The sequence below is a fragment of the Ensifer sesbaniae genome (genome assembly GCF_013283665.1).
In the GTDB taxonomy this organism is placed as follows: Bacteria; Pseudomonadota; Alphaproteobacteria; order Rhizobiales; family Rhizobiaceae; genus Ensifer; species Ensifer sesbaniae.
The window spans coordinates 1655707-1677153 of the sequence record NZ_JABEKU010000001.1 but is presented as its reverse complement, the minus strand read 5'-3'; the positions used below and the strand labels follow the sequence as shown (position 1 = coordinate 1677153).

At 60.3% G+C, this 21447-nt stretch carries 33 protein-coding genes; 2 read left to right on the top strand and 31 right to left on the bottom strand.

Features of this window, described 5'->3' with window-relative positions; all coding sequences use genetic code 11:
• Positions 1-13 precede the first annotated feature (13 nt).
• From sugE to BHMPCIPO_RS08110, 3 genes are all read right to left on the bottom strand, one after another.
• A complete protein-coding gene (sugE, locus tag BHMPCIPO_RS08120) occupies positions 14-328 on the bottom strand; it encodes a quaternary ammonium compound efflux SMR transporter SugE (protein ID WP_173516271.1) in 315 nt (104 codons plus the stop codon).
• Positions 329-577: 249 nt separating this feature from the next.
• Positions 578-1891 carry a replication-associated recombination protein A gene (locus BHMPCIPO_RS08115; RefSeq protein ID WP_173516270.1) on the bottom strand — a complete coding sequence of 438 codons (1314 nt, stop codon included), beginning with the start codon at positions 1889-1891 and terminating at the stop codon, positions 578-580.
• A complete protein-coding gene (locus tag BHMPCIPO_RS08110) occupies positions 1888-3285 on the bottom strand; it encodes a DegQ family serine endoprotease (RefSeq protein ID WP_173516269.1) in 1398 nt (465 codons plus the stop codon). Before BHMPCIPO_RS08110 ends, BHMPCIPO_RS08115 begins: the two co-directional genes overlap by 4 nt.
• A gap of 199 nt (positions 3286-3484) precedes the next feature.
• Here BHMPCIPO_RS08110 and msrP point away from each other — a divergent pair, with 199 nt between their 5' ends.
• Complete coding sequence (gene msrP / locus BHMPCIPO_RS08105) at positions 3485-4426, top strand: protein-methionine-sulfoxide reductase catalytic subunit MsrP (RefSeq protein ID WP_173516268.1); 942 nt, start codon at positions 3485-3487, stop codon at positions 4424-4426.
• A gap of 2 nt (positions 4427-4428) precedes the next feature.
• A complete protein-coding gene (gene msrQ / locus BHMPCIPO_RS08100) occupies positions 4429-5091 on the top strand; it encodes a protein-methionine-sulfoxide reductase heme-binding subunit MsrQ (protein WP_173516267.1) in 663 nt (220 codons plus the stop codon).
• A gap of 41 nt (positions 5092-5132) precedes the next feature.
• On the opposite strand, the gene rplQ is transcribed toward msrQ, so the two are convergent.
• The 28 genes from rplQ to tuf all read right to left on the bottom strand — a co-directional run bounded on the left by rplQ (position 5133) and on the right by tuf (position 21441).
• Positions 5133-5558, bottom strand: a complete 426-nt coding sequence (gene rplQ, locus BHMPCIPO_RS08095) for a 50S ribosomal protein L17 (RefSeq protein ID WP_173516266.1) — start codon at positions 5556-5558, stop codon at positions 5133-5135.
• Positions 5559-5662: 104 nt separating this feature from the next.
• Positions 5663-6673 carry a DNA-directed RNA polymerase subunit alpha gene (locus BHMPCIPO_RS08090; protein WP_034795592.1) on the bottom strand — a complete coding sequence of 337 codons (1011 nt, stop codon included), beginning with the start codon at positions 6671-6673 and terminating at the stop codon, positions 5663-5665.
• Positions 6674-6776: 103 nt separating this feature from the next.
• On the bottom strand, positions 6777-7166 hold the full coding sequence (gene rpsK / locus BHMPCIPO_RS08085; protein WP_003536496.1) for a 30S ribosomal protein S11: 390 nt from the start codon (positions 7164-7166) through the stop codon (positions 6777-6779).
• 227 nt (positions 7167-7393) lie between these two features.
• Positions 7394-7762 carry a 30S ribosomal protein S13 gene (rpsM, locus tag BHMPCIPO_RS08080; protein WP_173516265.1) on the bottom strand — a complete coding sequence of 123 codons (369 nt, stop codon included), beginning with the start codon at positions 7760-7762 and terminating at the stop codon, positions 7394-7396.
• Positions 7763-7994: 232 nt separating this feature from the next.
• A complete protein-coding gene (locus tag BHMPCIPO_RS08075) occupies positions 7995-8573 on the bottom strand; it encodes an adenylate kinase (protein ID WP_173516264.1) in 579 nt (192 codons plus the stop codon).
• Positions 8570-9910, bottom strand: coding sequence for a preprotein translocase subunit SecY (gene secY / locus BHMPCIPO_RS08070; RefSeq protein WP_173516263.1), 1341 nt, complete (start codon positions 9908-9910; stop codon positions 8570-8572). The genes BHMPCIPO_RS08075 and secY overlap by 4 nt, the downstream gene beginning before the upstream one ends.
• A 234-nt stretch (positions 9911-10144) precedes the next feature.
• Positions 10145-10615 carry a 50S ribosomal protein L15 gene (rplO, locus tag BHMPCIPO_RS08065; protein ID WP_057255582.1) on the bottom strand — a complete coding sequence of 157 codons (471 nt, stop codon included), beginning with the start codon at positions 10613-10615 and terminating at the stop codon, positions 10145-10147.
• A gap of 13 nt (positions 10616-10628) precedes the next feature.
• Entirely contained in the window at positions 10629-10832 is a 204-nt protein-coding gene (rpmD, locus tag BHMPCIPO_RS08060; RefSeq protein WP_057255581.1) for a 50S ribosomal protein L30, read from the bottom strand.
• Positions 10833-10844: 12 nt separating this feature from the next.
• Positions 10845-11414, bottom strand: coding sequence for a 30S ribosomal protein S5 (rpsE, locus tag BHMPCIPO_RS08055; protein ID WP_173516262.1), 570 nt, complete (start codon positions 11412-11414; stop codon positions 10845-10847).
• Positions 11415-11548: 134 nt separating this feature from the next.
• Complete coding sequence (gene rplR / locus BHMPCIPO_RS08050) at positions 11549-11911, bottom strand: 50S ribosomal protein L18 (protein WP_173516261.1); 363 nt, start codon at positions 11909-11911, stop codon at positions 11549-11551.
• Positions 11912-11923: 12 nt separating this feature from the next.
• Positions 11924-12457, bottom strand: a complete 534-nt coding sequence (gene rplF, locus BHMPCIPO_RS08045; protein ID WP_173516260.1) for a 50S ribosomal protein L6 — start codon at positions 12455-12457, stop codon at positions 11924-11926.
• A 44-nt stretch (positions 12458-12501) separates the two neighbouring features.
• Positions 12502-12900, bottom strand: coding sequence for a 30S ribosomal protein S8 (rpsH, locus tag BHMPCIPO_RS08040; protein ID WP_173516259.1), 399 nt, complete (start codon positions 12898-12900; stop codon positions 12502-12504).
• 12 nt (positions 12901-12912) lie between these two features.
• Complete coding sequence (rpsN, locus tag BHMPCIPO_RS08035) at positions 12913-13218, bottom strand: 30S ribosomal protein S14 (protein WP_173516258.1); 306 nt, start codon at positions 13216-13218, stop codon at positions 12913-12915.
• Between the two features lie 34 nt (positions 13219-13252).
• Positions 13253-13810, bottom strand: a complete 558-nt coding sequence (gene rplE / locus BHMPCIPO_RS08030; RefSeq protein WP_173516257.1) for a 50S ribosomal protein L5 — start codon at positions 13808-13810, stop codon at positions 13253-13255.
• Positions 13803-14114, bottom strand: a complete 312-nt coding sequence (gene rplX, locus BHMPCIPO_RS08025) for a 50S ribosomal protein L24 (protein ID WP_173516256.1) — start codon at positions 14112-14114, stop codon at positions 13803-13805. Before rplX ends, rplE begins: the two co-directional genes overlap by 8 nt.
• A 14-nt stretch (positions 14115-14128) precedes the next feature.
• Positions 14129-14497: a 50S ribosomal protein L14 gene (gene rplN / locus BHMPCIPO_RS08020; RefSeq protein WP_034795548.1), complete on the bottom strand. Its 369-nt coding sequence runs from the start codon at positions 14495-14497 to the stop codon at positions 14129-14131.
• A 178-nt stretch (positions 14498-14675) separates the two neighbouring features.
• Complete coding sequence (rpsQ, locus tag BHMPCIPO_RS08015; protein WP_173516255.1) at positions 14676-14912, bottom strand: 30S ribosomal protein S17; 237 nt, start codon at positions 14910-14912, stop codon at positions 14676-14678.
• 12 nt (positions 14913-14924) lie between these two features.
• Positions 14925-15125, bottom strand: coding sequence for a 50S ribosomal protein L29 (gene rpmC / locus BHMPCIPO_RS08010; RefSeq protein WP_056319072.1), 201 nt, complete (start codon positions 15123-15125; stop codon positions 14925-14927).
• Positions 15126-15137: 12 nt separating this feature from the next.
• The gene (rplP, locus tag BHMPCIPO_RS08005) at positions 15138-15551 is read right to left on the bottom strand and encodes a 50S ribosomal protein L16 (RefSeq protein ID WP_011975175.1); all 414 of its coding nucleotides are present in this window, start codon (positions 15549-15551) and stop codon (positions 15138-15140) included.
• Positions 15552-15589: 38 nt separating this feature from the next.
• Positions 15590-16324: a 30S ribosomal protein S3 gene (gene rpsC / locus BHMPCIPO_RS08000; protein ID WP_173516254.1), complete on the bottom strand. Its 735-nt coding sequence runs from the start codon at positions 16322-16324 to the stop codon at positions 15590-15592.
• A complete protein-coding gene (rplV, locus tag BHMPCIPO_RS07995; RefSeq protein WP_034795534.1) occupies positions 16324-16713 on the bottom strand; it encodes a 50S ribosomal protein L22 in 390 nt (129 codons plus the stop codon). The genes rpsC and rplV overlap by 1 nt, the downstream gene beginning before the upstream one ends.
• Positions 16714-16715: 2 nt before the next feature.
• Positions 16716-16994 carry a 30S ribosomal protein S19 gene (gene rpsS, locus BHMPCIPO_RS07990; RefSeq protein ID WP_018239488.1) on the bottom strand — a complete coding sequence of 93 codons (279 nt, stop codon included), beginning with the start codon at positions 16992-16994 and terminating at the stop codon, positions 16716-16718.
• Positions 16995-17009: 15 nt separating this feature from the next.
• Positions 17010-17846, bottom strand: a complete 837-nt coding sequence (gene rplB, locus BHMPCIPO_RS07985) for a 50S ribosomal protein L2 (RefSeq protein ID WP_057255572.1) — start codon at positions 17844-17846, stop codon at positions 17010-17012.
• Positions 17847-17889: 43 nt separating this feature from the next.
• Positions 17890-18183 carry a 50S ribosomal protein L23 gene (locus BHMPCIPO_RS07980; protein ID WP_057255571.1) on the bottom strand — a complete coding sequence of 98 codons (294 nt, stop codon included), beginning with the start codon at positions 18181-18183 and terminating at the stop codon, positions 17890-17892.
• Entirely contained in the window at positions 18180-18800 is a 621-nt protein-coding gene (gene rplD, locus BHMPCIPO_RS07975) for a 50S ribosomal protein L4 (RefSeq protein ID WP_173516253.1), read from the bottom strand. Before rplD ends, BHMPCIPO_RS07980 begins: the two co-directional genes overlap by 4 nt.
• Before the next feature lie 12 nt (positions 18801-18812).
• Positions 18813-19499 (bottom strand): 50S ribosomal protein L3, encoded by a 687-nt coding sequence (rplC, locus tag BHMPCIPO_RS07970; protein WP_173516252.1) that lies wholly within the window; start codon positions 19497-19499, stop codon positions 18813-18815.
• Positions 19500-19637: 138 nt separating this feature from the next.
• The gene (gene rpsJ, locus BHMPCIPO_RS07965; protein ID WP_003507767.1) at positions 19638-19946 is read right to left on the bottom strand and encodes a 30S ribosomal protein S10; all 309 of its coding nucleotides are present in this window, start codon (positions 19944-19946) and stop codon (positions 19638-19640) included.
• A gap of 319 nt (positions 19947-20265) precedes the next feature.
• Entirely contained in the window at positions 20266-21441 is a 1176-nt protein-coding gene (gene tuf, locus BHMPCIPO_RS07960; protein WP_173516240.1) for an elongation factor Tu, read from the bottom strand.
• Between the last annotated feature and the right edge of the window lie 6 nt (positions 21442-21447).

The following is a 21447-nucleotide window of genomic DNA, read 5'->3' as shown; positions in this document are numbered from 1 at the left end:
GCAGTACGCAGCGTTAGGCAGCGAGCTTCAGTCCGGCAATGCCGCTGACGATGAGCGCGATGCAGCCGAGACGGATGAAGGTCGCGGGCTCCGCGAACAGGAAGATGCCGAGGATGACGGTGCCGACGGTGCCGATGCCGGTCCAGACCGCGTAGGCCGTGCCAAGAGGCAGGCTGCGCACGGCAAGACCGAGCAGCACGACACTGAGGATCATCGACCCGACGGTCAGGATCGTCGGCGTGACGCGCGTAAAGCCATCCGTGTATTTGAGACCGATTGCCCAGCCGATTTCGAGGACACCGGCAAGCAGAAGAAGGAACCAGGCCATGTCAAACTCCCAAGGTTGGAGCGAGGCCGTCCCCGCGGATGTTCGGTATCGACTTTGCGAACCGTGCAGCCGTCTGCAATGCAGGCTCTATCCCACACACCGGTGCCGACAGCAAGGCAACCACGGACAGATCAGCTTTGCACCGGTGGCAAAGCTAGATCGTTTCACGCATTGCTTGAAAACAAGTGGGGTTCCTGCGAGCCAGGAATTTCGCAAAGGGAAGCGGTCTTACGCTTTTCCGGATAGGCGCTACGGAGCAGTGCGCTCCCGGCGCAGTTTCGCCCACCATTCCAGCCGCTTGCGGATTTCGCGCTCGAAGCCGCGCTCCGGCGGGTCGTAGAAGGTCTGGCGGCCCATCTTTTTCGGAAAATAATCCTGGCCAGAGAAAGCATCCGGTTCGTCATGATCGTAACGATAGCCGTCGCCGTAGCCTTCGCCTTTCATCAGCTTGGTCGGTGCGTTGAGGATGTGTTTCGGCGGCAGCAGCGAGCCGTTTTCCTTGGCAGCGCGCATCGCCGCCTTGTAGGCAGTGTAAACGCCATTCGACTTCGGCGCGGTCGCCAGATAGACGCAGGCCTCGGCGAGCGCCAGCTCGCCCTCCGGCGAACCGAGATAATCATAGGCGTCCTTGGCGGCGTTGCAGATCACCAGCGCCTGAGGGTCGGCGAGGCCGATGTCTTCGACCGCCATGCGCACCAGGCGTCGCCCAAGATAAAGCGGATCCTCGCCAGCGTCGAACATGCGGCAGAGATAGTAGAGGGCAGCATCCGGATCGGAGCCGCGTACCGACTTATGCAATGCGGAAATCAGATTGTAGTGGCCGTCCTGGCCCTTGTCGTAGACCGGCGCCCGGCGTTGTACGATGTTTTGAAGTGCTGCCGCATCGAAGATTTCGTCGCGCCGGGCCGCCCGCCAGACTTCCTCGGCCAATGTCAGGGCCGCCCGGCCATCGCCATCGGCCATGCGGATCAAGCTGGCACGCGCATCCGCATCAAGCGGCAGCGTCTTGCCTTCCGCCTGCTCGGCTCGCGATAGCAGCTCCTGGATGCTGTCTTCGTCATGCGGCTTGAACGTCAATACGCGGGCGCGAGACAGCAGAGCGGCATTGAGCTCGAAGGACGGGTTTTCCGTCGTTGCACCGACGAGGATGACGGTGCCGTCTTCCATGACAGGCAGGAAGCTATCCTGCTGGGCGCGATTGAAGCGGTGGATCTCGTCGACGAAGAGCAGGGTCTGCCGGCCGGACATGCGCCGCGCACGCGCCGCTTCGAACACCTTCTTGAGATCGGCGACGCCAGAGAAGATGGCCGAAATCTGCTCGAAGGCGAGCCCTGCCTCCCCCGAAAGCAACCGCGCCACGGTCGTCTTGCCGGTACCCGGCGGCCCCCAGAAGATCATCGATCCGAGAGATCCCGACGCGATCATGCGCGACAGCACGCCATCGTCCCCGGTCAGGTGTTCCTGACCGGTGACTTCGGCAAGCGTGCGCGGACGAAGCCTGTCGGCAAGCGGTCTTGCCGAGGCCATCTCAGGAGGTTCGGAGGCGGAGAAGAGATCGCTCATCGGAAGAACTGACGGATCAATTGCCCGTCCCGCTCGATCTCGACGCGCCAGAAGGAGGCATCGTCGGCCATCACATGCTCCAATGTCTTGGACGTGTCGATCGCGGTGCCGTTGACCGAGCGCACGATGTCCTTCGGCTCCAGGCCGATGCGTGCCGCAGGCGAGCCGCGGTTGACCTCCATGACGACGACTCCTTGCAGCGAGGTCGACATGCGCAACTCGTCGGCAAGCCGCGGCGACAGGTTGGCGACGACCGCGCCGGCGAAGGGATTGCGCCCTTCGATCAACCGTTCGTCGCGCGGCGACGTCTCGGGCGCCCGATCGAGCTTCAGCGTCACGTCACGGGTTTTGCCGTTTTCCGACACGGTGACATGCGCCTCGTGACCGATGCCCACCGTCGTCAGGCGGTAGCCGAGCGCATCCGGGTGTTCGACGTCGATGCCGTTGACGGCGGTGATCACCTGTCCCGGCTTGATGCCCGCCTGTTCGGCCGGGCCACCCGCCACGACAGCAGTCACCAGCGCGCCACGGGCGCGGTTGAGGCCGAGGGCTTCGGCGACTTCAGAGGTCACCGGTTCGAAGCTTGCGCCGATGAAGGGACGCACGAAGGTGCCGTTACCGCCTTCGGCGGAGGCGACGAAGACCTTCACCAGATTGGCCGGGATGGCGAAGCCGACGCCGTTCGAACCGCCCCCCTTGGAGAAGATCGCGGTGTTGATGCCGATGAGCTGGCCATTCATATCGATGAGGCCCCCGCCGGAATTGCCCGGGTTGATTGCCGCATCCGTCTGGATGAAGAAGCCGAAATCGCCCGACGAGACCTGGTTGCGCGCGAGCGCCGAGACGATGCCGCTCGTCACCGTCTGGCCGACGCCGAAGGGATTGCCGATCGCGAGAACGAGATCGCCGACTTCGACCGCATCGGAATCGCCGAGCGGGACGATCTCGAACGGGCCGTCCGACTGGATCTTCAGCACCGCCAGGTCGAGCCGGTCATCCTTGAGCACGATCTTGCAGGGAAACTCGCGGCCATCGGCCAGCGCCACCTTGATGTCGTCGGCGCCCTCGATGACGTGGTTGTTCGTCACGACGATGCCATTCTTGCCGACGATCACGCCGGAGCCGAGCGAGGATTGCTTTTCCGAACGGTTCGGCATCCGCTGGCCGAAGAATTCCTCGAAGAAGGGATCGCCGGAAAAGATCGAGCGGCGCTCGACGACCCGTTCGGCGTAGACATTGACGACCGCGTTTGCCGTCTGCTTGACGAGCGGCGCGAAGGAAAGCTGCATTTCGGTGCGCGACTGCGGAACGGTCTTGGCCTCCTCGGCCAATGCCGGACTGGCAAGAGAAACAGCAATGACGAGCGCGGCAAGCGCTCTCTGACTAACGATCATGTGAAGCATTCTCCTATTCGTCGCGGCTACGTTCAGATAGGATTTCGCGGGAAAAAAGGCAAATGTTGGCGCAAGATACGCGAACTTGCCGGCTTCACGCGCCACGCACGAAAACGTGGTTCGGCACCCCTTTCACGGTGATCGAAAGTCTGCTGAGTTCTTACAAGCCAAGGCTCATAAACCACTCTCGGATAAGACCATGCCATCCTATCGTCCGCCGCGAATCGTTTCCTCCGAAATCACCCCGGAGAATATCTTCATCAACCGCCGCGCATTCCTGGGCGCCGCTGCCGGCGGCATCCTCCTCGCCGGAAGCAGTTCAGGCATGGCGGCTGCGCTCAGCGCACCGAAAGGCAAATACGTCGTCGACGAGGATCTGACCCCGGAGGCCGACGTCACGGGCTACAACAACTTCTATGAATTCGGGACCGGCAAGGGCGATCCCGCCGCCAATTCCGGCAACTTCAAACCGACGCCCTGGATGGTGAAGGTCGACGGTCTCGTCGGCAAGCCGCAGGAGTTCGGGCTAGAAGACCTGCTGAAGTTCCCGATCGAGGAACGCGTCTACCGCATGCGCTGCGTCGAGGCATGGTCGATGGTGATCCCCTGGACCGGCTTCCAGCTTTCGACCCTTCTCGACAGGGTCGAGCCGCTTGGCAGCGCCAAGTATGTTTCGTTCGAAACGGTCGTGCGCCCAGCGGAGATGCCGGGCCAATCCGGCTTCTTTCAGCCGCTGCCCTGGCCCTATCGCGAAGGGCTGAGGCTGGATGAAGCCCGCCACCCGCTCACTCTCTTGTCCGTCGGCGTCTACGGCAAGACCCTTCCCAACCAGAACGGGGCGCCGATCCGGCTCATTACTCCCTGGAAATACGGCTTCAAGGGGATCAAGTCGATCGTGCGGATCTCGCTCACCGAAACGCAACCGCCCTCCACCTGGAACCTGTCGGCCCCACACGAATACGGCTTCTATGCCAACGTCAACCCGGCCGTCGATCACCCGCGCTGGAGCCAGGCGACGGAGAACCGCATCGGTGGCGGCGGCTTCTTCGGCTCCAATCGTCGCGATACCCTGCCCTTCAATGGCTATGCCGATGAGGTTGCCAGCCTCTATGCCGGCATGGATCTGAGAGCGAACTATTGATCATGGTCCATCTGCCCGCCCTCCCGAAACGCTACCATTCAGCCTCGGTATGGGCGCTTTATGGCCTCGGCTTGCTGCCGGCAGGCTACGGCTTCTATCTCGGCGCCACCGGGCAACTCCCCGGAAATCCGGTCAAGGAATTCGAGCACCTGCTTGGTCTCTGGGCGCTTCGCTTTCTCGTCGCGACCCTGGCGATCACGCCGATCCGCGACATTTTCGGCATCAATTGGCTTCGCTACCGCCGGGCGCTCGGCCTGCTCGCCTTCTATTACGTGCTGATGCACTTCCTCGCTTACATGCTGCTCGACCAGGTGCTGAACGTCGCGGCGATCCTCACCGATATCGGCCGTCGCCCGTTCATCACCATCGGCATGGCCGCGCTCGTGATGTTGATCCCGCTGGCACTGACGTCCAACAATTGGTCGATTCGCAGGCTCGGGACCCGGTGGAATACGCTGCACCGGCTTGCCTATGTCATCGCCGCTGCCGGCGCCCTGCATTTTTCGATGTCGGTGAAGGTCGTTGGCCCCGAGCAGATGCTCTATCTCGGCCTGGTCGCCGTGCTGCTCGCCTGGCGACCGGTGCGCAAGCCCTATCTGCGCCGCAAACGTCAGGCGGCCAATGCGCCGGTCAGACGGCAGCCCATAGAAAAAGCGGCCGGGTGATCACCACCCGGCCGCTTTTGTTTTTCTGCCTTCGAATCGGCTTAGGCTGCTTCGGCAGCTTCAGCTTCAGCGGCAACGCGGGCGCGGTCCGCTGCGCCCTTGGCGTCGACGTCGCGGTCAACGAACTCAATGACGGCGAGAGCGGCGTTGTCACCGTGGCGGAAGCCAGCCTTCATGATGCGCAGGTAGCCGCCGTTGCGGGTGGCGTAGCGCGATGCGATCGTATCGAACAGCTTCGAAACGACGGCGGCGTCGCGGATCTGCGAGATCGCCTGGCGGCGAGCGTGCAGGTCACCGCGCTTGCCGAGCGTGACGAGCTTCTCGACGATCGGGCGGATTTCCTTGGCCTTCGGCAGGGTCGTGACGATCTGCTCGTGCTGGATCAGCGAAGCTGCCATGTTGGCAAACATCGCCTTGCGGTGGCTGGCGGTTCTATTCAGCTTGCGGCCGGCTTTTGCGTGGCGCATGGCTATTCTCCTTCAATGCAGGCTTTGCCTGCCGTTTCCTGGCACATACAGGTGCAAGCACCTGCTGTTTGACGGGGAAAGGCAGAACAAGCTGCCTTTATCTGTTAGTATTGGTCTTCGTAACGCTTGGCGAGATCTTCGATGTTCTCGGGCGGCCAGGACGGCACTTCCATACCGAGGTGCAGGCCCATGGAAGCGAGAACTTCCTTGATTTCGTTCAGCGACTTGCGACCAAAATTCGGCGTGCGGAGCATTTCTGCTTCGGTCTTCTGAATGAGGTCGCCGATGTAGACGATGTTGTCGTTCTTCAGGCAGTTGGCCGAACGGACCGAAAGTTCCAGTTCGTCGACCTTCTTGAGAAGCGCCGGGTTGAAGGCGAGTTCGGTAACTGCTTCTTCCTCTGCTTCCTTCTGCGGCTCGTCGAAGTTGACGAAGACCGACAGCTGGTCCTGAAGGATGCGGGCCGCAAAAGCGATCGCATCTTCACCGGTGACGGAACCGTCCGTCTCGATGGACATCGTCAGCTTGTCATAGTCAAGAACCTGGCCTTCGCGGGTGTTTTCCACCTTGTAGGACACCTTCTTGACCGGCGAGTACAGGCTGTCGACCGGGATCAGGCCGATCGGAGCATCTTCCGAACGGTTGCGATCAGCCGGCACGTAGCCCTTGCCGTTGTTGACGGTGAACTCCATGCGGATCTCCGCGCCCTCGTCGAGGGTGCAGATCACATGGTTCGGGTTGAGGATTTCGATATCGCCAACCGTCTGGATGTCACCGGCGGTAACAACGCCCGGACCCTGCTTGCGCACGACCATGCGTTTTGCGTCGTCGCCATCCATCTTGATGGCGATTTCCTTGATGTTGAGCACGATGTCCGTCACATCTTCCCGAACGCCCGGGATAGAGGAGAACTCGTGCAGGACGCCGTCGATCTGCACTGCGGTGACAGCAGCACCGCGCAGCGACGACAGAAGCACGCGGCGAAGCGCGTTGCCGAGCGTCAGGCCAAAGCCGCGTTCAAGCGGTTCCGCAACCAGCGTTGCCTTGGTGCGGCCGGAGGAGACGAACTCCACCTTGTTCGGCTTGATCAATTCCTGCCAATTCTTCTGGATCATGTTTTCTGCCTTCCGTTCGTTGCCACCATCCAATCGTGACAACCGAGCCCCGAAGACCGGCAGAGCGCGGATGCACCCTCACCGGCATGTTGAATGCATATGATCAGACGCGGCGCTTCTTGCGCGGACGGCAGCCGTTGTGCGGGATCGGGGTCACATCGCGGATCGAGGTGATCATGAAGCCCGCAGCCTGCAGCGCGCGAAGAGCCGATTCACGGCCGGAACCCGGACCGCAAACTTCGACTTCCAGCGACTTCATGCCGTGTTCCTGAGCCTTCTTGGCGCAGTCTTCAGCGGCGATCTGTGCGGCAAACGGGGTCGACTTACGCGAGCCCTTGAAACCCTTTGCACCGGCAGACGACCAGGCAATCGCGTTGCCCTGTGCGTCGGTGATGGTGATCATCGTGTTGTTGAACGACGAATTGACGTGTGCGACGCCAGACGTGATGTTCTTGCGTTCGCGGCGGCGAACGCGGGTGGCTTCCTTGGCCATAGGATCCCTTTCTTAGATCTCTGCACCGCCGTAATTCCAGCGGCTCCACCGGGAAAAGGATTTGTCGTCCCCCGCCCTGCATCTTCATTTCCCCGAAGAGCGGAATACCCGCTCTTCGGACTTAACATCCAGCCATTCGGCCAGACAGCGGTCAGGCAAGCGCCTTACCAAACTGCAAAAGGAGGCCGGCGCCTGACGCCAGCCTCCCAATCTCCCTTTTCGGGAAATTACTTCTTCTTACCGGCAATCGCCTTCGCCGGACCCTTGCGGGTGCGGGCGTTGGTGTGGGTGCGCTGACCACGAACCGGCAGGCCACGACGGTGACGCAGGCCGCGGTAGCAGCCAAGGTCCATCAGGCGCTTGATGTTCATCGAGGTTTCGCGACGCAGGTCACCTTCGACCTGGTAGTCACGGTCGATCGTTTCGCGGATCTGCAGAACTTCAGCGTCCGTCAGCTGATGCACGCGACGATCGGACGGAATACCGACCTTCTCGACGATTTCCTGTGCGAATTTCGGGCCGATCCCATGAATGTAGGTCAGCGCGATAACTACGCGCTTCGCCGTCGGGATGTTGACGCCAGCGATACGTGCCACGTCTATTCTCCTTGCGTTCCAGTTGCCATCCGGCAATAGGTGCTTCGTTACGCGACCTCGAAGAGCCGCACGTTGATTGAGGTTCGAGACACGTCAAAAACGACCGCACCCGGACTTCATTTTCTTTGAAGACCGCGCCGATCGCTCTCATGTCGCGAGTTGGCGCTGTCTTTGGCGGAATCGGCCGGAAAAGTCAACTCCCCGGCGGTCCCTTTTCGGCAAAGACCAGTGTCTAAGCCAGAATCTTCTCGATCTCTGCGGTGACGGCGGTCACGTCCGCCATGCCATCGACCGTTCTCAACTGACCAGTACCGGCATAGTGCTCGGACAGCGGCGCAGTCTTTTCGCGATATTCGGCGAGACGACGCCGGAAGGCTTCCGGATTGTCGTCCGAACGGACCGCGCCTCCCGCAGCGATGGTCTCCGCTACGCGATTCTCCATCCGCTTTACAAGGGCCGCCTCGTCGACCTTCAGCTCGATGACCGCATCGAGCTTCAGCCCCTTGCTTTCCAGCATCTTGTCGAGGGCAATCGCCTGCGGAACCGTGCGCGGGTAGCCATCGAGAATGAAACCCTTCGCACAATCCGGCTGATCGATGCGATCCGACACGATTTCGTTGACGATCTCGTCCGATACCAGCTGGCCGGCGTCCATGACTGCCTTGGCGCGCTTGCCAACTTCAGTCGCCTGGGCAACGGCCGCCCGCAGCATATCGCCTGTGGAAAGCTGCGGAATGCCGTATCTCTCCGTCAGAAGCTTGGCCTGAGTCCCCTTGCCAGCGCCCGGCGGTCCCAAAAATATCAGTCTCATCGTCCCCTCTTTCCTCCGCGCAGCTTCGACTTCTTGATCAGCCCCTCATATTGCTGTGCGATGAGATGGCCCTGGATCTGTGCTACAGTATCGAGGGTCACGCTGACAACAATCAAAAGCGACGTACCACCAAGGTAGAACGGCACGCCGGTCTGCGAAATCAGAACTTCCGGCAGAATGCAGACGAAGATCAGGTAGACCGCACCGATGACGGTGATGCGCGTCAGGACGTAATCGATATATTCAGCGGTGCGTTCGCCCGGACGGATGCCCGGAATGAAGCCGCCGTGCTTCTTGAGATTGTCAGCCGTGTCCTTCGGATTGAAGACGATCGCCGTATAGAAGAAGGCAAAGAACGCAATCATCGCTCCGTAAAGAACCATGTAGAGCGGCCTGCCGTGGCCAAGCGCACCAACGATGGTCGTCGCCCAACCCGGCAGCGTCGCCGTGTTGGCAAAGCCTGCAAGCGTTGCCGGCAGCAGCAGCAGCGAGGAAGCGAAGATCGCCGGGATGACGCCCGAAGTGTTGAGCTTCAGCGGCAGGTGCGAGGTGTCGCCCTGGAACATGCGGTTGCCGACCTGGCGCTTCGGATACTGGATCAGAAGCCGGCGCTGTGCCCGCTCGACGAAGACGATGAGCGCAATGACGGCAACGACCATGATAATGATCGCGAGGATCAGCGGCGTCGAAAGCGCGCCGGTGCGGCCGAGTTCGAGCGTACCGGCAAGTGCGGTCGGCAGGTGGGCGACGATACCGGCGAAGATGATCAACGAAATGCCGTTGCCGATACCGCGCGACGTGATCTGCTCACCGAGCCACATCAGGAACATGGTGCCGCCGAGCAGCGAGATGACGGTCGAAATGCGGAAGAACCAGCCCGGATCGTTGACGAGGCCGTTGCCGCTCTCGAGGCCGACGGCGATGGCGTAAGCCTGCGCCGTGCCGAGAAGCACCGTGCCGTAGCGGGTGTACTGGTTGATGATCTTGCGGCCCTGCTCGCCTTCCTTCTTCAACTGTTCCAGCGCCGGAACGACGGAGGTCATCAGCTGAACGATGATCGAAGCAGAGATATAGGGCATGATGCCGAGCGCGAAGATCGCCATGCGCTCAACTGCACCACCCGAAAACATGTTGAAGAGGCCGAGGATGCCGCCGCTCTGGCCACGGAATGCCTGGGCAAATGCTTCCGGATTGAGACCGGGCAGCGGGATATAGGTGCCAAGACGGTAAACCAGAAGCGCACCAAGCGTGAACCAAAGCCGTTTCTTCAGATCTTCCGCCTTGGCGAAAGTCGAGAAATTCAGGTTCGAGGCGAGCTGTTCCGCTGCAGAAGCCATGCAATTCTCCGCGTACCAAATCTCGGAATCAGCGGGAACACCCGGTCCGTTCCGGAAGGAGTAACTTTTCGTCTTGAAAACCGGACGCGACGCGATTGTGTCTGCAATCGGATGCCTCACCGTGGTTTCCGCTATGTCCGCCGCGGCGAGCGATTCGCCGGCTGCGGACGTGAGGCTCACATATGGGAGCAAAACCGCCCGGAGTGAAGCACCCCGGGCGGTTCATCAGTAATATTATTCAGCGGCAGCTGCGAGCAGCTTGACCGAACCGCCGGCCTTTTCGATCTTCTCGATCGCCGACTTGGAAGCGCCGGCAACTTCGATCGAAACCTTCGCCTTCAGTTCGCCGTCAGCGAGAACGCGGACGCCGTCCTTTTCGCGACGGATGACGCCAGCGGCCTTGAGAGCGGCCGCGTCAACGGTCTTCGAAGCGTCGAGCTTCTTGGCGTCGATTGCCGTCTGGATACGGCCGAGCGACACGACAACAAACTCCGAAGCGAAGATGTTGTTGAAGCCGCGCTTCGGCAGACGACGGTAGATCGGCATCTGGCCGCCTTCGAAGCCGTTGATGGCAACGCCCGAACGAGCCTTCTGACCCTTGACACCGCGGCCGGCCGTCTTGCCGGAGCCCGAGCCGATACCACGGCCGAGACGCTTGCGGCTGTGGGTAGAGCCTTCGTTGTCCTTGATTTCATTCAGTTTCATGATCTTATCCCCCTCACTTCTCGTCGACGACGCGAACGAGGTGCTGGACGGTCCGGATCATGCCGCGAACAGACGGAGTGTCTTCCAGCGTGCGAACCCGGTGCATCTTGTTGAGGCCCAGACCGATCAGCGTCTGACGCTGTACGGCCGGACGGCGAATGGGGCTACCGATCTGCTCGACAGTAACCGTCTTCTTGGCAACTTCTTTCTTAGCCATCTGTCAGCTCCCTTATTCTTCGGAAGCAGCGCCGGAGGAAACACGACGAGCCTGGAGCGTTGCATACTTGATGCCGCGCTGAGCTGCGATGTCCTTCGGGTGCATCTGGTTCTTGAGGGCGTCGAAGGTTGCGCGAACCATGTTGTAGGGGTTCGACGAACCGGTCGACTTTGCAACGACGTCATGAACGCCGAGCGTTTCGAAGACGGCGCGCATCGGACCACCGGCGATGATACCGGTACCGGGCTTGGCCGAACGCAGCAGCACCTTGCCGGCGCCGTGACGGCCATGAACGTCATGATGCAGGGTACGACCACCACGCAGCGGGACGAAAATCAGATCGCGCTTGGCAGCTTCCGTGGCCTTGCGGATGGCTTCCGGCACTTCGCGTGCCTTGCCATGGCCGAAGCCAACGCGGCCCTTCTGGTCGCCAACGACGACGAGAGCGGCGAAACCGAAACGACGACCGCCCTTCACCACCTTGGCGACGCGGTTAATTGCTACGAGCTTATCGACAAATTCGCTGTCGCGCTCTTCGCGGTTCTGGCGATCTTCGCGAGAACCTCTTTTTTCTTGTGCCATTGTCCTCTTCCTTTTTCTTTTCCGGGTGCAATCGGCAGATTGACGAGACCGCCTCCCCTCTTTTTGAGGTGAAGACGGCTGGAGATTTGCGAAACCGGCTGAAAAGCCCGGGCGTTACGCCCGGGCCAACGAACTTAGAAGTTCAAGCCGCCTTCGCGGGCTGCCTCGGCCAGCGCCTTGACGCGGCCGTGGTAGATGAAGGCGCCGCGGTCAAAGACAACGTCCTTGACGCCAGCCTTCGAAGCACGCTCCGCCAGGAGCTTGCCGACAGCCGAAGCGGCTGCCGTGTCTGCGCCGGTCTTCAGAGAAGACCGCAGATCCGTGTCGAGGGTCGATGCCGAAGCAAGGGTCTTGCCGGCAACGTCATCGATGATCTGCGCGTAGATGTTCTTCGACGAGCGATGAACCGACAGGCGCGGGCGGCCGTTGGCGACCGCCTTGATTTGACGGCGCACGCGGTTGGCGCGACGCACAAGAGTATCTTTCCTGCTAGCCATTTCGCGTGATCCTTACTTCTTCTTGCCTTCTTTGCGGACAATCCGCTCTTCGGCATACTTGACACCCTTGCCCTTGTAGGGCTCGGGGCCACGGTATTCGCGGATTTCCGCGGCAACCTGGCCGACCTGCTGCTTGTTGATGCCGGACACGATGATTTCGGTCGGCTTCGGAACAGCAATCGTAATGCCTTCTGGCGTCTGGTAGACGACGTCGTGGCTGAAACCGAGCGCGAGCTGCAGGTTCTTGCCCTGCATCGACGCACGATAACCAACGCCGTTGATTTCGAGCTTGCGCTCGTAACCGTCCTTGACGCCCTTGAAGATGTTCTCGATCATCGTGCGGGACATGCCCCACTTCGAACGAGCATCCTTGCTCTGGCTGAGCGGCTGAACAACAACCGCATTATCTTCGAGCTTTACCGAAACTTCGTCGTTTGCAACGAAGAACAGTTCGCCCTTCGGGCCCTTCGCCGTTACCTTCTGGCCATCAACGCTTGCCGTGACGCCTGCCGGAACCTGAACGGGCTTCTTACCGATACGAGACATTTTTATACCTGTCTGTTCGCTATGGAGAACCTGCTACGCCTTCGTTAGAAGACGGAGCAAAGGATCTCGCCACCAACATTCTGTTCGCGTGCCTGATGATCGGCCATCACACCCTTCGGGGTCGAAAGGATGGTGATGCCGAGGCCGTTCGCGACCTGCGGAATGGACTTAACCGAGACATAGACTCGGCGGCCCGGCTTGGAGACGCGTGCGATCTCGCGGATCACGGAAGCGCCTTCGTAGTACTTCAGCTCGATGTTCAGCTCGGACTTGCCGTTGCCGAATTCGACTTCAGAGTATCCGCGGATGTAACCTTCGGCCTGAAGGACATCCAGAACGCGTGCACGGAGCTTCGAAGCCGGCGTCGAAACGCTCGACTTGCGGCGAGCCGCGCCGTTACGGATACGGGTGAGCATATCGCCCAGCGGATCAGTCATTGCCATGTGCCCGTCTCCTTACCAGCTCGACTTGACGACGCCCGGCACCTTGCCGAGGTTGCCCAGTTCGCGAAGCGCAATACGCGACATACGAAGTTTACGATAGTAGGCGCGCGGACGGCCGGTAACTTCGCAACGGTTGCGGATGCGGGTCTTGGATCCATCGCGCGGCAGACCTGCCAGCTTGATGGTTGCCTTGAACCGCTCTTCAATCGGCAGAGACTGGTTCATGATGATCGCCTTCAGAGCGGCACGCTTTGCAGCCTGCGAGGCAACCAGTTTGCGGCGGCGCTTGTTCTTTTCAACTGCGCTCGTTTTCGCCATTACAGTTATCCTTCTTTACGCTTGTCGTTACGGATTACTGACGGAACGGGAAGTTGAACTCTGTGAGCAGAGCGCGAGCTTCGTCGTCGTTAGTTGCCGTCGTGCAAACGATGATGTCCATGCCCCACATCTGATCAACCTTGTCGTAGTTGATCTCAGGGAACACAATGTGCTCCTTGATGCCCATAGCGAAGTTGCCACGGCCGTCAAAGGACTTCGGATTGAGGCCGCGGAAGTCGCGAACGCGCGGGAGAGCGATGTTCACGAGACGATCCAGGAACTCATACATCCGAACGCCGCGCAGGGTAACCTTGGCACCAATCGGCATGCCTTCGCGGACCTTGAAGCCTGCGATGGAGTTGCGAGCGCGGGTGATTACCGGCTTCTGGCCAGCAATCGCTGCGAGGTCGGCAGCAGCAACGGTCGGCTTCTTCGAGTCGCCGGTTGCTTCGCCAACACCCATGTTGATGACGATCTTGTCGAGGCGCGGGATCTGCATTTCGTTGGCGTAGGAGAATTTCTCCTGCATCGCCTTGCGGATGCGCTCTACATATTCCTTCTTGAGCCGCGGCTCATAAGCGGACTTAGCCATCGATCACTTCTCCCGAACGCTTGGCCACGCGGACCTTCTTGTCGCCATCGATCTTGAAACCGACGCGGGTCGGCTTGCCGTCCTTCGGATCGGCAATCGCGATGTTCGAAAGGTGGATCGGGGCTTCCTTGTTGATGATGCCGGCTTCCTGGCTCTGGGTCTGGCGCTGGTGACGCTTCACCATGTTGACGCCACGCACGACAGCCCGGTCTTCCTTCGGCATAACCTGGACGACTTCGCCGGTACGGCCCTTGTCCTTACCGGTGAGAACGACAACCTTGTCGCCTTTGCGAATCTTTTGCATCTCTCAACGCTCCTTTAGAGTACTTCTGGAGCCAGCGAGATGATCTTCATGTGGTTCTTGGCGCGGAGTTCGCGCGGAACCGGTCCGAAGATACGGGTGCCGATCGGCTCTTTCTTGTTATCGATAAGAACGGCTGCGTTGGTGTCAAAGCGGATGACGGAACCATCCGGACGGCGGATGTCCTTCGCAGTGCGAACGACAACAGCCTTCATGACATCACCCTTCTTTACGCGGCCGCGCGGAATGGCTTCCTTGATCGAAACGACAATGATGTCGCCGACCGACGCATACTTGCGCTTGGAGCCGCCCAGCACCTTGATGCACATGACACGACGTGCGCCGGAATTATCCGCCACGTCGAGGTTTGTTTGCATCTGAATCATGTCAGGTCGCCTTCTTGTTGTTACCAGGCCGGTTGGGCCGAGACCCCCTCGCCTGGCTTATAGTGCTCATCTCAAAGCAAAAGAACGCCCGGACTCGAGCGTTCCTCTGCTTCAATTGCGTGCTTCATACAGGTATTTGCCCAAGACGCAAGGGTCTTGCGGTCAAAACCTGCAGAAATCAAGCGTGGACGGCTACGACCGTCCAGCGCTTATCCTTCGAGATCGGCGCACATTCCTCGATAGAAACGACGTCACCAACCTTGTACTGGTTGTTTTCGTCGTGCGCCTTGTACTTCTTCGAACGGCGAACGGTCTTCTGGAGGATCGGGTGCGCGAAGCGGCGCTCGACCCGGACGACAACCGTCTTGTCGTTCTTATCGCTGACAACAGTGCCCTGCAGAATGCGTTTCGGCATATTTTCTGGTCCTTAGGCCTTGGCTTCTGCCGCCTTCTGGCGGGCAATGGTTTTGACGCGTGCGATGTCCTTGCGGACTTCGTTGATACGCGAAGACTTCTCGAGCTGGCCGGTTGCCTTCTGGAAGCGCAGGTTGAACTGCTCCTTCTTCAGCTTGGCAAGCTCTTCGTTGAGTTGATCGGCGCTCAGAGCGCGAACATCTGCGGCTTTCATGAGCTTCACTCCTTACTCTGCGATACGCTGCACGAAGCGCGTCTTGACAGAGAGCTTGGCAGCGCCAAGACGAAGTGCCTCACGGGCAAGTTCTTCGCTGACACCATCGATCTCAAACATCATACGGCCGGGCTTGACCTTGCATGCCCAGTATTCGACCGAACCCTTACCCTTACCCATGCGGACTTCCGTCGGCTTGGCGGTGACGGGAACGTCAGGGAACACGCGGATCCAGACGCGGCCGGCGCGCTTCATGTGACGCGTGATCGCGCGGCGGGCCGCTTCGATCTCGCGCGCATTGACGCGGTTCGGTTCCTGAGCCTTCAGGCCGAATTCACCGAAGGCGAGATCAGAACCGCCCTTGGCAACGCCCTTGATGCGGCCCTTGAACTGCTTGCGATACTTCGTACGCTTTGGCTGCAACATTTTTTTACTTCTCCGATATTGGCTGCCAAACGCGAATGTTACGCGTTTTCACGACGGCGGTCACGATCGCCACGGTCGCGATCACGGCCGGACGGGCCCTGGTTGTCACTTTCGATCGCGCGACGCTCGGAAGCCATCGGATCGTGCTCAAGGATTTCGCCCTTGAAGATCCAGACCTTGATGCCGCAGATACCGAAAGCGGTTTCCGCTTCGGCCGTGCCGTAGTCGATATCCGCGCGCAGCGTGTGCAGCGGAACGCGACCTTCGCGGTACCATTCGGTACGAGCGATTTCGGCGCCACCGAGACGACCGGCGCAGGTGATCTTGATGCCTTCGGCGCCAAGACGCATGGCCGACTGAACAGCGCGCTTCATCGCACGGCGGAAGGCCACGCGGCGCTCGAGCTGCTGGGCGATCGACTGGGCAACGAGCGTTGCGTCAACTTCCGGCTTGCGCACTTCGACGATGTTGAGGTGCGTTTCGGAGTTGGTCATCTCGGAAAGCTTCTTGCGGAGCTTTTCGATGTCGGCGCCCTTCTTGCCGATGATCAGGCCCGGACGAGCCGAGTGGATCGTGACGCGGCACTTCTTGTGCGGGCGCTCGATGACCACCTTGGCGATACCGGCAGCCTTCAGCTCTTCCATCAGGTAGGCGCGGATCTTCAGGTCTTCGTGAAGAAGCTGGCCGTATTCGGCATTGTCCGCGAACCAGCGGCTATCCCAGGTCCGGTTGATGCCGAGACGGAAACCGATCGGATTAATCTTCTGGCCCATTATGCGGCCTCCCCTTTGGCTTCCACTTCACGAACGACGATCGTCAAGTGAGAGAACGGCTTTTCGACACGCGATGCACGGCCGCGACCACGAGCGTGGAAGCGCTTCATGACGATCGACTTGCCAACGTAAGCTTCTGCGACGACGAGCGAATCGACGTCGAGATCGTGGTTGTTCTCTGCGTTTGCGATCGCAGATTCAAGGGTCTTCTTGACCGTCTCTGCGATGCGCTTGCGGGAGAACTCCAGTTCGGCCAGAGCGCGGTCGACCTTCTTGCCGCGGATCATCGCGGCAACCAGGTTGAGCTTCTGGGGGCTGACGCGGATCGTGCGCGCAACTGCCTGCGCCTCATTATCCTTCAGCCGGCGTTCGGCTTTTGCCTTGCCCATTGTTACTTCCTCTTTGCCTTCTTGTCCGCGCCATGACCGTAGTAGGTCCGGGTCGGAGAGAATTCGCCAAACTTGTGGCCGACCATGTCTTCGTTGACGCTGACCGGAACGTGCTTGCTGCCGTTGTAGACGCCGAAGGTGAGGCCGACAAACTGCGGAAGGATCGTGGAGCGGCGGCTCCAGATCTTGATCACTTCGTTACGACCGCCTTCGCGGACCTTCTCAGCCTTCTTGAGAAGATAACCGTCAACGAACGGACCTTTCCATACTGAACGAGTCATTCGAGACTTCCTCTCTTACTTCTTCTTCTGATGCCGCGAACGCATGATGAACTTGTCGGTCGACTTGTTCGAGCGCGTACGCTTGCCCTTCGTGGGCTTACCCCACGGGGTAACCGGGTGACGACCACCCGAGGTACGGCCTTCACCACCGCCGTGCGGGTGGTCAACCGGGTTCATGACGACGCCGCGAACGTGCGGACGCTTGCCGCGCCAGCGCGAGCGACCAGCCTTACCGTCATTGATGTTGCCGTGATCGGGGTTCGATACGGCGCCGATCGATGCGAGGCAGGAACCGTGCACGAGGCGCTGTTCGCCCGAGTTCAGACGAAGGATCGCCATGCCCTGGTCGCGACCGACGAGCTGTGCGTAGGTACCGGCGGAGCGGGCCATCTGGCCGCCCTTGCCCGGCTTCATTTCCACGTTGTGGATGATGGAGCCGACCGGGATGTACTGCAGCGGCATCGTGTTGCCGGGCTTGACGTCAACGGCCTTCTCGGAAGCGATGACCTTGTCGCCGGCAGCGAGGCGCTGCGGAGCGAGGATGTAGGCCTTTTCGCCGTCGGCGTAGTTGACGAGCGCGATGAAGGCGGTGCGGTTCGGGTCGTATTCCAGACGCTCGACCGTGCCTTCAACGTCGAATTTGCGACGCTTGAAGTCGACCAGGCGGTAGGTACGCTTGTGACCGCCGCCCTGGAAGCGAACGGTGATGCGACCGAGGTTGTTGCGACCGCCCTTGGAGGACAGGCCTTCGGTCAGCGCCTTGACCGGCTTGCCCTTGTAGAGGCCAGCCCGGTCTACGATGACCAGCTGACGCTGGCTCGGGGTCGTCGGATTGAAACTTTTCAATGCCATTTTCTTGTTCCCTTTTGGGTTTTTACCCTAATGGGCCTATCCGTTAGAGACCGGTGGAGACGTCGATGGACTGACCGTCGGCGAGCGTGATGATCGCCTTCTTCACGTCCTTCTGCTTTCCGGCAAAGCCGCGGAAACGCTTGGTCTTGCCCTTGCGGACGAGCGTGTTCACGGCCGTAACCTTGACGCCGAACAGAGCTTCGACGGCAGCCTTGATTTCAGGCTTCGAAGCGTCCTTGGCGACGTTGAAGACGACCTGGTTCTGTTCGGAAACCAGCGTCGACTTTTCGGTGATCGAGGGGGACACGATCACGTCGTAGTGGCGAAGATCCGTCATTTGAACCGCTCCTCCAGAGCTTCCACGGCAGCCTTGGAAAGCACGAGCTTGCCACGGCGCAGAATGTCGTAAACATTGATGCCCTGAACCGGCAGAACGTCCACGTTCGGGATGTTCTGGGCTGCGAGCTTGAAGTTGTTCTCGATCTCGGCGCCGCCGATGATCAGAGCGTTAGTGAGGCCGAGCGATGCAAACGCACCGGCGAGAGCCTTGGTCTTGGCTTCCTTGGCAACGAGGTCGTCGATGACGATGATCTCTTCAGCCTTCAGCTTGGCCGACAGGGCATGACGCAGGCCGAGGGCGCGAACCTTCTTCGGCAGATCATGCTCGTGGCTGCGGACGACCGGGCCATGGGCCTTGCCACCGCCGCGGAACTGCGGAGCGCGAGCGGAGTGGTGGCGGGCGCGGCCCGTACCCTTCTGCTTGTACATCTTGGCGCCGGTGCGCGAAACTTCCGCGCGGCCCTTGGCCTTGTGCGTGCCCTGCTGCTTCTTGGCGAGCTGCCAGCGAACGACGCGGGCAATGATGTCTTCACGGGGTTCGAGGCCGAAAATGGCGTCAGAAAGGGAAACCTTTCCCGCGTCCTTGCCCTCGAGGGTTTTGACGTTGAGATCCATTACTCGGCTCCCTTACTTCGATGCTTCGGCGCGCACGGCGGCCGGGCGCGGAGCGCCTTCCGGGGTGCCCGACTTGATGGCGTCACGAACGACGATCCAGGCACCCTTGGAGCCGGGGACTGCGCCCTTGACCAGGATCAGACCGCGGTCTTCATCGGTCGATACGACTTCGAGGTTCTGGGTGGTGACGCGGGTCTGACCCATGTGACCAGCCATGCGCTTGCCCTTCCAAACGCGGCCCGGATCCTGGTTGGAACCGGTCGAACCGTGCGAACGGTGCGATACGGAAACGCCGTGCGTTGCACGCAGACCACCGAAGTTGTGGCGCTTGATCGCACCAGCAAAGCCCTTACCGATCGTGGTACCGGTAACGTCGACGAGCTGGCCGGCAACGAAATGGTTGGCCGTCAGTTCTGCACCGATGTCGATCAGGTTGTCCGCGGTAACGCGGAACTCGACGAGCTTCGCCTTCGGCTCGACGTTGGCAGCAGCAAAATGGCCGCGCATCGCCTTCGGCGTGTTCTTGACCTTCGAACGGCCTGCACCCAGCTGGACAGCCACGTAGCCGTTCTTCTCTTCCGTACGCTGGGCTACCACCTGGCAGTTCTCCAGCTTCAATACTGTAACCGGGATATGCTCACCGGCGTCGTTATAGACGCGGGTCATTCCCACTTTCTGTGCAATCACACCTGAACGCATCGGTTCATTCCTCTTGAGAGTTAGTGACGGGGCGAGCCCCCTCACATCTCTGGTTTAAGGTTTCCTTGAGATCATCCGATCTTGAGGTCGCCCGTTTTCGGAAGCCGTTGGACCGGGGTCCACGTACCTTCCTTGTTATTAAAGCTTGATTTCCACGTCGACGCCGGCAGCCAGGTCGAGCTTCATCAGCGCGTCAACGGTCTGCGGGGTCGGATCTACGATATCGAGAAGGCGCTTGTGGGTGCGCATTTCGAACTGTTCACGGCTCTTCTTGTCGACGTGCGGCGAGCGGTTGACCGTAAACTTTTCAATGCGCGTCGGCAGCGGTACGGGACCGCGCACGCTTGCACCGGTACGCTTTGCCGTCGACACGATTTCGCGCGTCGAGGCGTCGAGGATCCGGTGATCAAACGCCTTGAGGCGGATGCGGATGTTCTGGCCGTTCATACGACTTATCCTTGTTCATGTTGTCTGCGGTTTCCGTGGAAAAACACGCATTGAACTTCGTTTAATGTTCGGCCAGTCCGCAAATTTTCAAAGATCGGAGGGACAGGGTTTCCCCTGCCCCTTCCTATTTGAGCGGCCGTGGCCGGCCTGTTCTTTGGTGAGCGCACAACGTCGAAGCACCATGCAAATCACGCGTGGGCGCCATTTGCACTATTTCGTCGTCTTCGGCAAGCCGTGCGACCAACTAAATCTTTCGGGGCGGCTATGACGGAGGCGCATAGCATGCGCCTCACTTCATTTCCGCCTTTAGTCCCGTCGATTACTCGACGATCGAAGCAACGATGCCGGCGCCGACGGTGCGGCCGCCTTCGCGGATCGCGAAGCGCAGCTTTTCTTCCATCGCGATCGGTACGATCAGCTCGACGTCAACGGTGACGTTGTCGCCCGGCATGACCATTTCCGTGCCTTCCGGCAGCGTCACGATGCCCGTCACGTCCGTCGTGCGGAAGTAGAACTGCGGACGGTAGTTCGTGAAGAACGGCGTATGACGGCCGCCTTCTTCCTTCGTCAGGATGTAGGCTTCGGCCTTGAACTTCTTGTGCGGCTTGACCGAACCCGGCTTGCACAGAATCTGGCCACGCTCGACGCCGTTGCGGTCGACACCGCGCAGCAGCGCACCGATGTTGTCGCCGGCCTGGCCCTGGTCGAGCAGCTTGCGGAACATTTCAACGCCCGTGCAGGTCGTCTTCGTCGTCGGACGGATGCCGACGATTTCGATTTCTTCGCCGACCTTGACGATGCCGCGCTCAACGCGACCGGTCACAACCGTACCGCGGCCCGAGATCGAGAACACGTCTTCGATCGGCATCAGGAACGGCTGGTCGATCGGACGCTCCGGCGTCGGGATGTAGGCGTCAACCGCTGCCATCAGCTCGCGGATCGCGTCTTCGCCGATCTTCTTGTCCGAATCTTCCAGAGCGGCAAGCGCCGAGCCCTTGATGATCGGAATGTCGTCGCCCGGGAATTCGTAGGACGACAGAAGTTCGCGAACTTCCAGCTCGACGAGCTCGAGAAGCTCGGCGTCGTCAACCTGGTCGACCTTGTTGAGGAACACGACGATCGCCGGAACGCCGACCTGGCGGGCGAGCAGGATGTGCTCGCGGGTCTGCGGCATCGGGCCGTCAGCGGCCGAGCAAACCAGAATCGCGCCGTCCATCTGTGCAGCACCGGTGATCATGTTCTTGACGTAGTCGGCGTGGCCGGGGCAGTCAACGTGAGCGTAGTGACGGTTGGCCGTCTCATACTCGACGTGCGCCGTCGAAATCGTGATACCACGGGCCTTTTCTTCCGGAGCGGCGTCGATTTGGTCATACGCCTTGAACTCGCCGAAGTACTTCGTGATCGCTGCCGTCAGCGACGTCTTGCCATGGTCAACGTGGCCAATCGTGCCAATGTTAACGTGCGGCTTGTTGCGCTCAAATTTGCTCTTTGCCATTTCCGG

Bases quoted from the DNA above. Each gene is read 5' to 3' on its own strand.
- sugE (WP_173516271.1), bottom strand. From the start codon at position 328: ATGGCCTGGTTCCTTCTTCTGCTTGCCGGTGTCCTCGAAATCGGCTGG.
- BHMPCIPO_RS08115 (WP_173516270.1), bottom strand. From the start codon at position 1,891: ATGAGCGATCTCTTCTCCGCCTCCGAACCTCCTGAGATGGCCTCGGCA.
- BHMPCIPO_RS08110 (WP_173516269.1), bottom strand. From the start codon at position 3,285: ATGATCGTTAGTCAGAGAGCGCTTGCCGCGCTCGTCATTGCTGTTTCT.
- msrP (WP_173516268.1), top strand. From the start codon at position 3,485: ATGCCATCCTATCGTCCGCCGCGAATCGTTTCCTCCGAAATCACCCCG.
- msrQ (WP_173516267.1), top strand. From the start codon at position 4,429: ATGGTCCATCTGCCCGCCCTCCCGAAACGCTACCATTCAGCCTCGGTA.
- rplQ (WP_173516266.1), bottom strand. From the start codon at position 5,558: ATGCGCCACGCAAAAGCCGGCCGCAAGCTGAATAGAACCGCCAGCCAC.
- BHMPCIPO_RS08090 (WP_034795592.1), bottom strand. From the start codon at position 6,673: ATGATCCAGAAGAATTGGCAGGAATTGATCAAGCCGAACAAGGTGGAG.
- rpsK (WP_003536496.1), bottom strand. From the start codon at position 7,166: ATGGCCAAGGAAGCCACCCGCGTTCGCCGCCGCGAACGCAAGAACATC.
- BHMPCIPO_RS08075 (WP_173516264.1), bottom strand. From the start codon at position 8,573: ATGAGACTGATATTTTTGGGACCGCCGGGCGCTGGCAAGGGGACTCAG.
- secY (WP_173516263.1), bottom strand. From the start codon at position 9,910: ATGGCTTCTGCAGCGGAACAGCTCGCCTCGAACCTGAATTTCTCGACT.
- rplO (WP_057255582.1), bottom strand. From the start codon at position 10,615: ATGAAACTGAATGAAATCAAGGACAACGAAGGCTCTACCCACAGCCGC.
- rpmD (WP_057255581.1), bottom strand. From the start codon at position 10,832: ATGGCTAAGAAAGAAGTTGCCAAGAAGACGGTTACTGTCGAGCAGATC.
- rpsE (WP_173516262.1), bottom strand. From the start codon at position 11,414: ATGGCACAAGAAAAAAGAGGTTCTCGCGAAGATCGCCAGAACCGCGAA.
- rplR (WP_173516261.1), bottom strand. From the start codon at position 11,911: ATGGCTAGCAGGAAAGATACTCTTGTGCGTCGCGCCAACCGCGTGCGC.
- rplF (WP_173516260.1), bottom strand. From the start codon at position 12,457: ATGTCTCGTATCGGTAAGAAGCCCGTTCAGGTTCCGGCAGGCGTCACG.
- rpsH (WP_173516259.1), bottom strand. From the start codon at position 12,900: ATGGCAATGACTGATCCGCTGGGCGATATGCTCACCCGTATCCGTAAC.
- rpsN (WP_173516258.1), bottom strand. From the start codon at position 13,218: ATGGCGAAAACGAGCGCAGTTGAAAAGAACAAGCGCCGCCGCAAACTG.
- rplE (WP_173516257.1), bottom strand. From the start codon at position 13,810: ATGGCTAAGTCCGCTTATGAGCCGCGGCTCAAGAAGGAATATGTAGAG.
- rplX (WP_173516256.1), bottom strand. From the start codon at position 14,114: ATGCAAAAGATTCGCAAAGGCGACAAGGTTGTCGTTCTCACCGGTAAG.
- rplN (WP_034795548.1), bottom strand. From the start codon at position 14,497: ATGATTCAGATGCAAACAAACCTCGACGTGGCGGATAATTCCGGCGCA.
- rpsQ (WP_173516255.1), bottom strand. From the start codon at position 14,912: ATGCCGAAACGCATTCTGCAGGGCACTGTTGTCAGCGATAAGAACGAC.
- rpmC (WP_056319072.1), bottom strand. From the start codon at position 15,125: ATGAAAGCCGCAGATGTTCGCGCTCTGAGCGCCGATCAACTCAACGAA.
- rplP (WP_011975175.1), bottom strand. From the start codon at position 15,551: ATGTTGCAGCCAAAGCGTACGAAGTATCGCAAGCAGTTCAAGGGCCGC.
- rpsC (WP_173516254.1), bottom strand. From the start codon at position 16,324: ATGGGCCAGAAGATTAATCCGATCGGTTTCCGTCTCGGCATCAACCGG.
- rplV (WP_034795534.1), bottom strand. From the start codon at position 16,713: ATGGGCAAGGCAAAAGCCGAACGCCGGCTGAAGGATAATGAGGCGCAG.
- rpsS (WP_018239488.1), bottom strand. From the start codon at position 16,994: ATGACTCGTTCAGTATGGAAAGGTCCGTTCGTTGACGGTTATCTTCTC.
- rplB (WP_057255572.1), bottom strand. From the start codon at position 17,846: ATGGCATTGAAAAGTTTCAATCCGACGACCCCGAGCCAGCGTCAGCTG.
- BHMPCIPO_RS07980 (WP_057255571.1), bottom strand. From the start codon at position 18,183: ATGACGGATCTTCGCCACTACGACGTGATCGTGTCCCCCTCGATCACC.
- rplD (WP_173516253.1), bottom strand. From the start codon at position 18,800: ATGGATCTCAACGTCAAAACCCTCGAGGGCAAGGACGCGGGAAAGGTT.
- rplC (WP_173516252.1), bottom strand. From the start codon at position 19,499: ATGCGTTCAGGTGTGATTGCACAGAAAGTGGGAATGACCCGCGTCTAT.
- rpsJ (WP_003507767.1), bottom strand. From the start codon at position 19,946: ATGAACGGCCAGAACATCCGCATCCGCCTCAAGGCGTTTGATCACCGG.
- tuf (WP_173516240.1), bottom strand. From the start codon at position 21,441: ATGGCAAAGAGCAAATTTGAGCGCAACAAGCCGCACGTTAACATTGGC.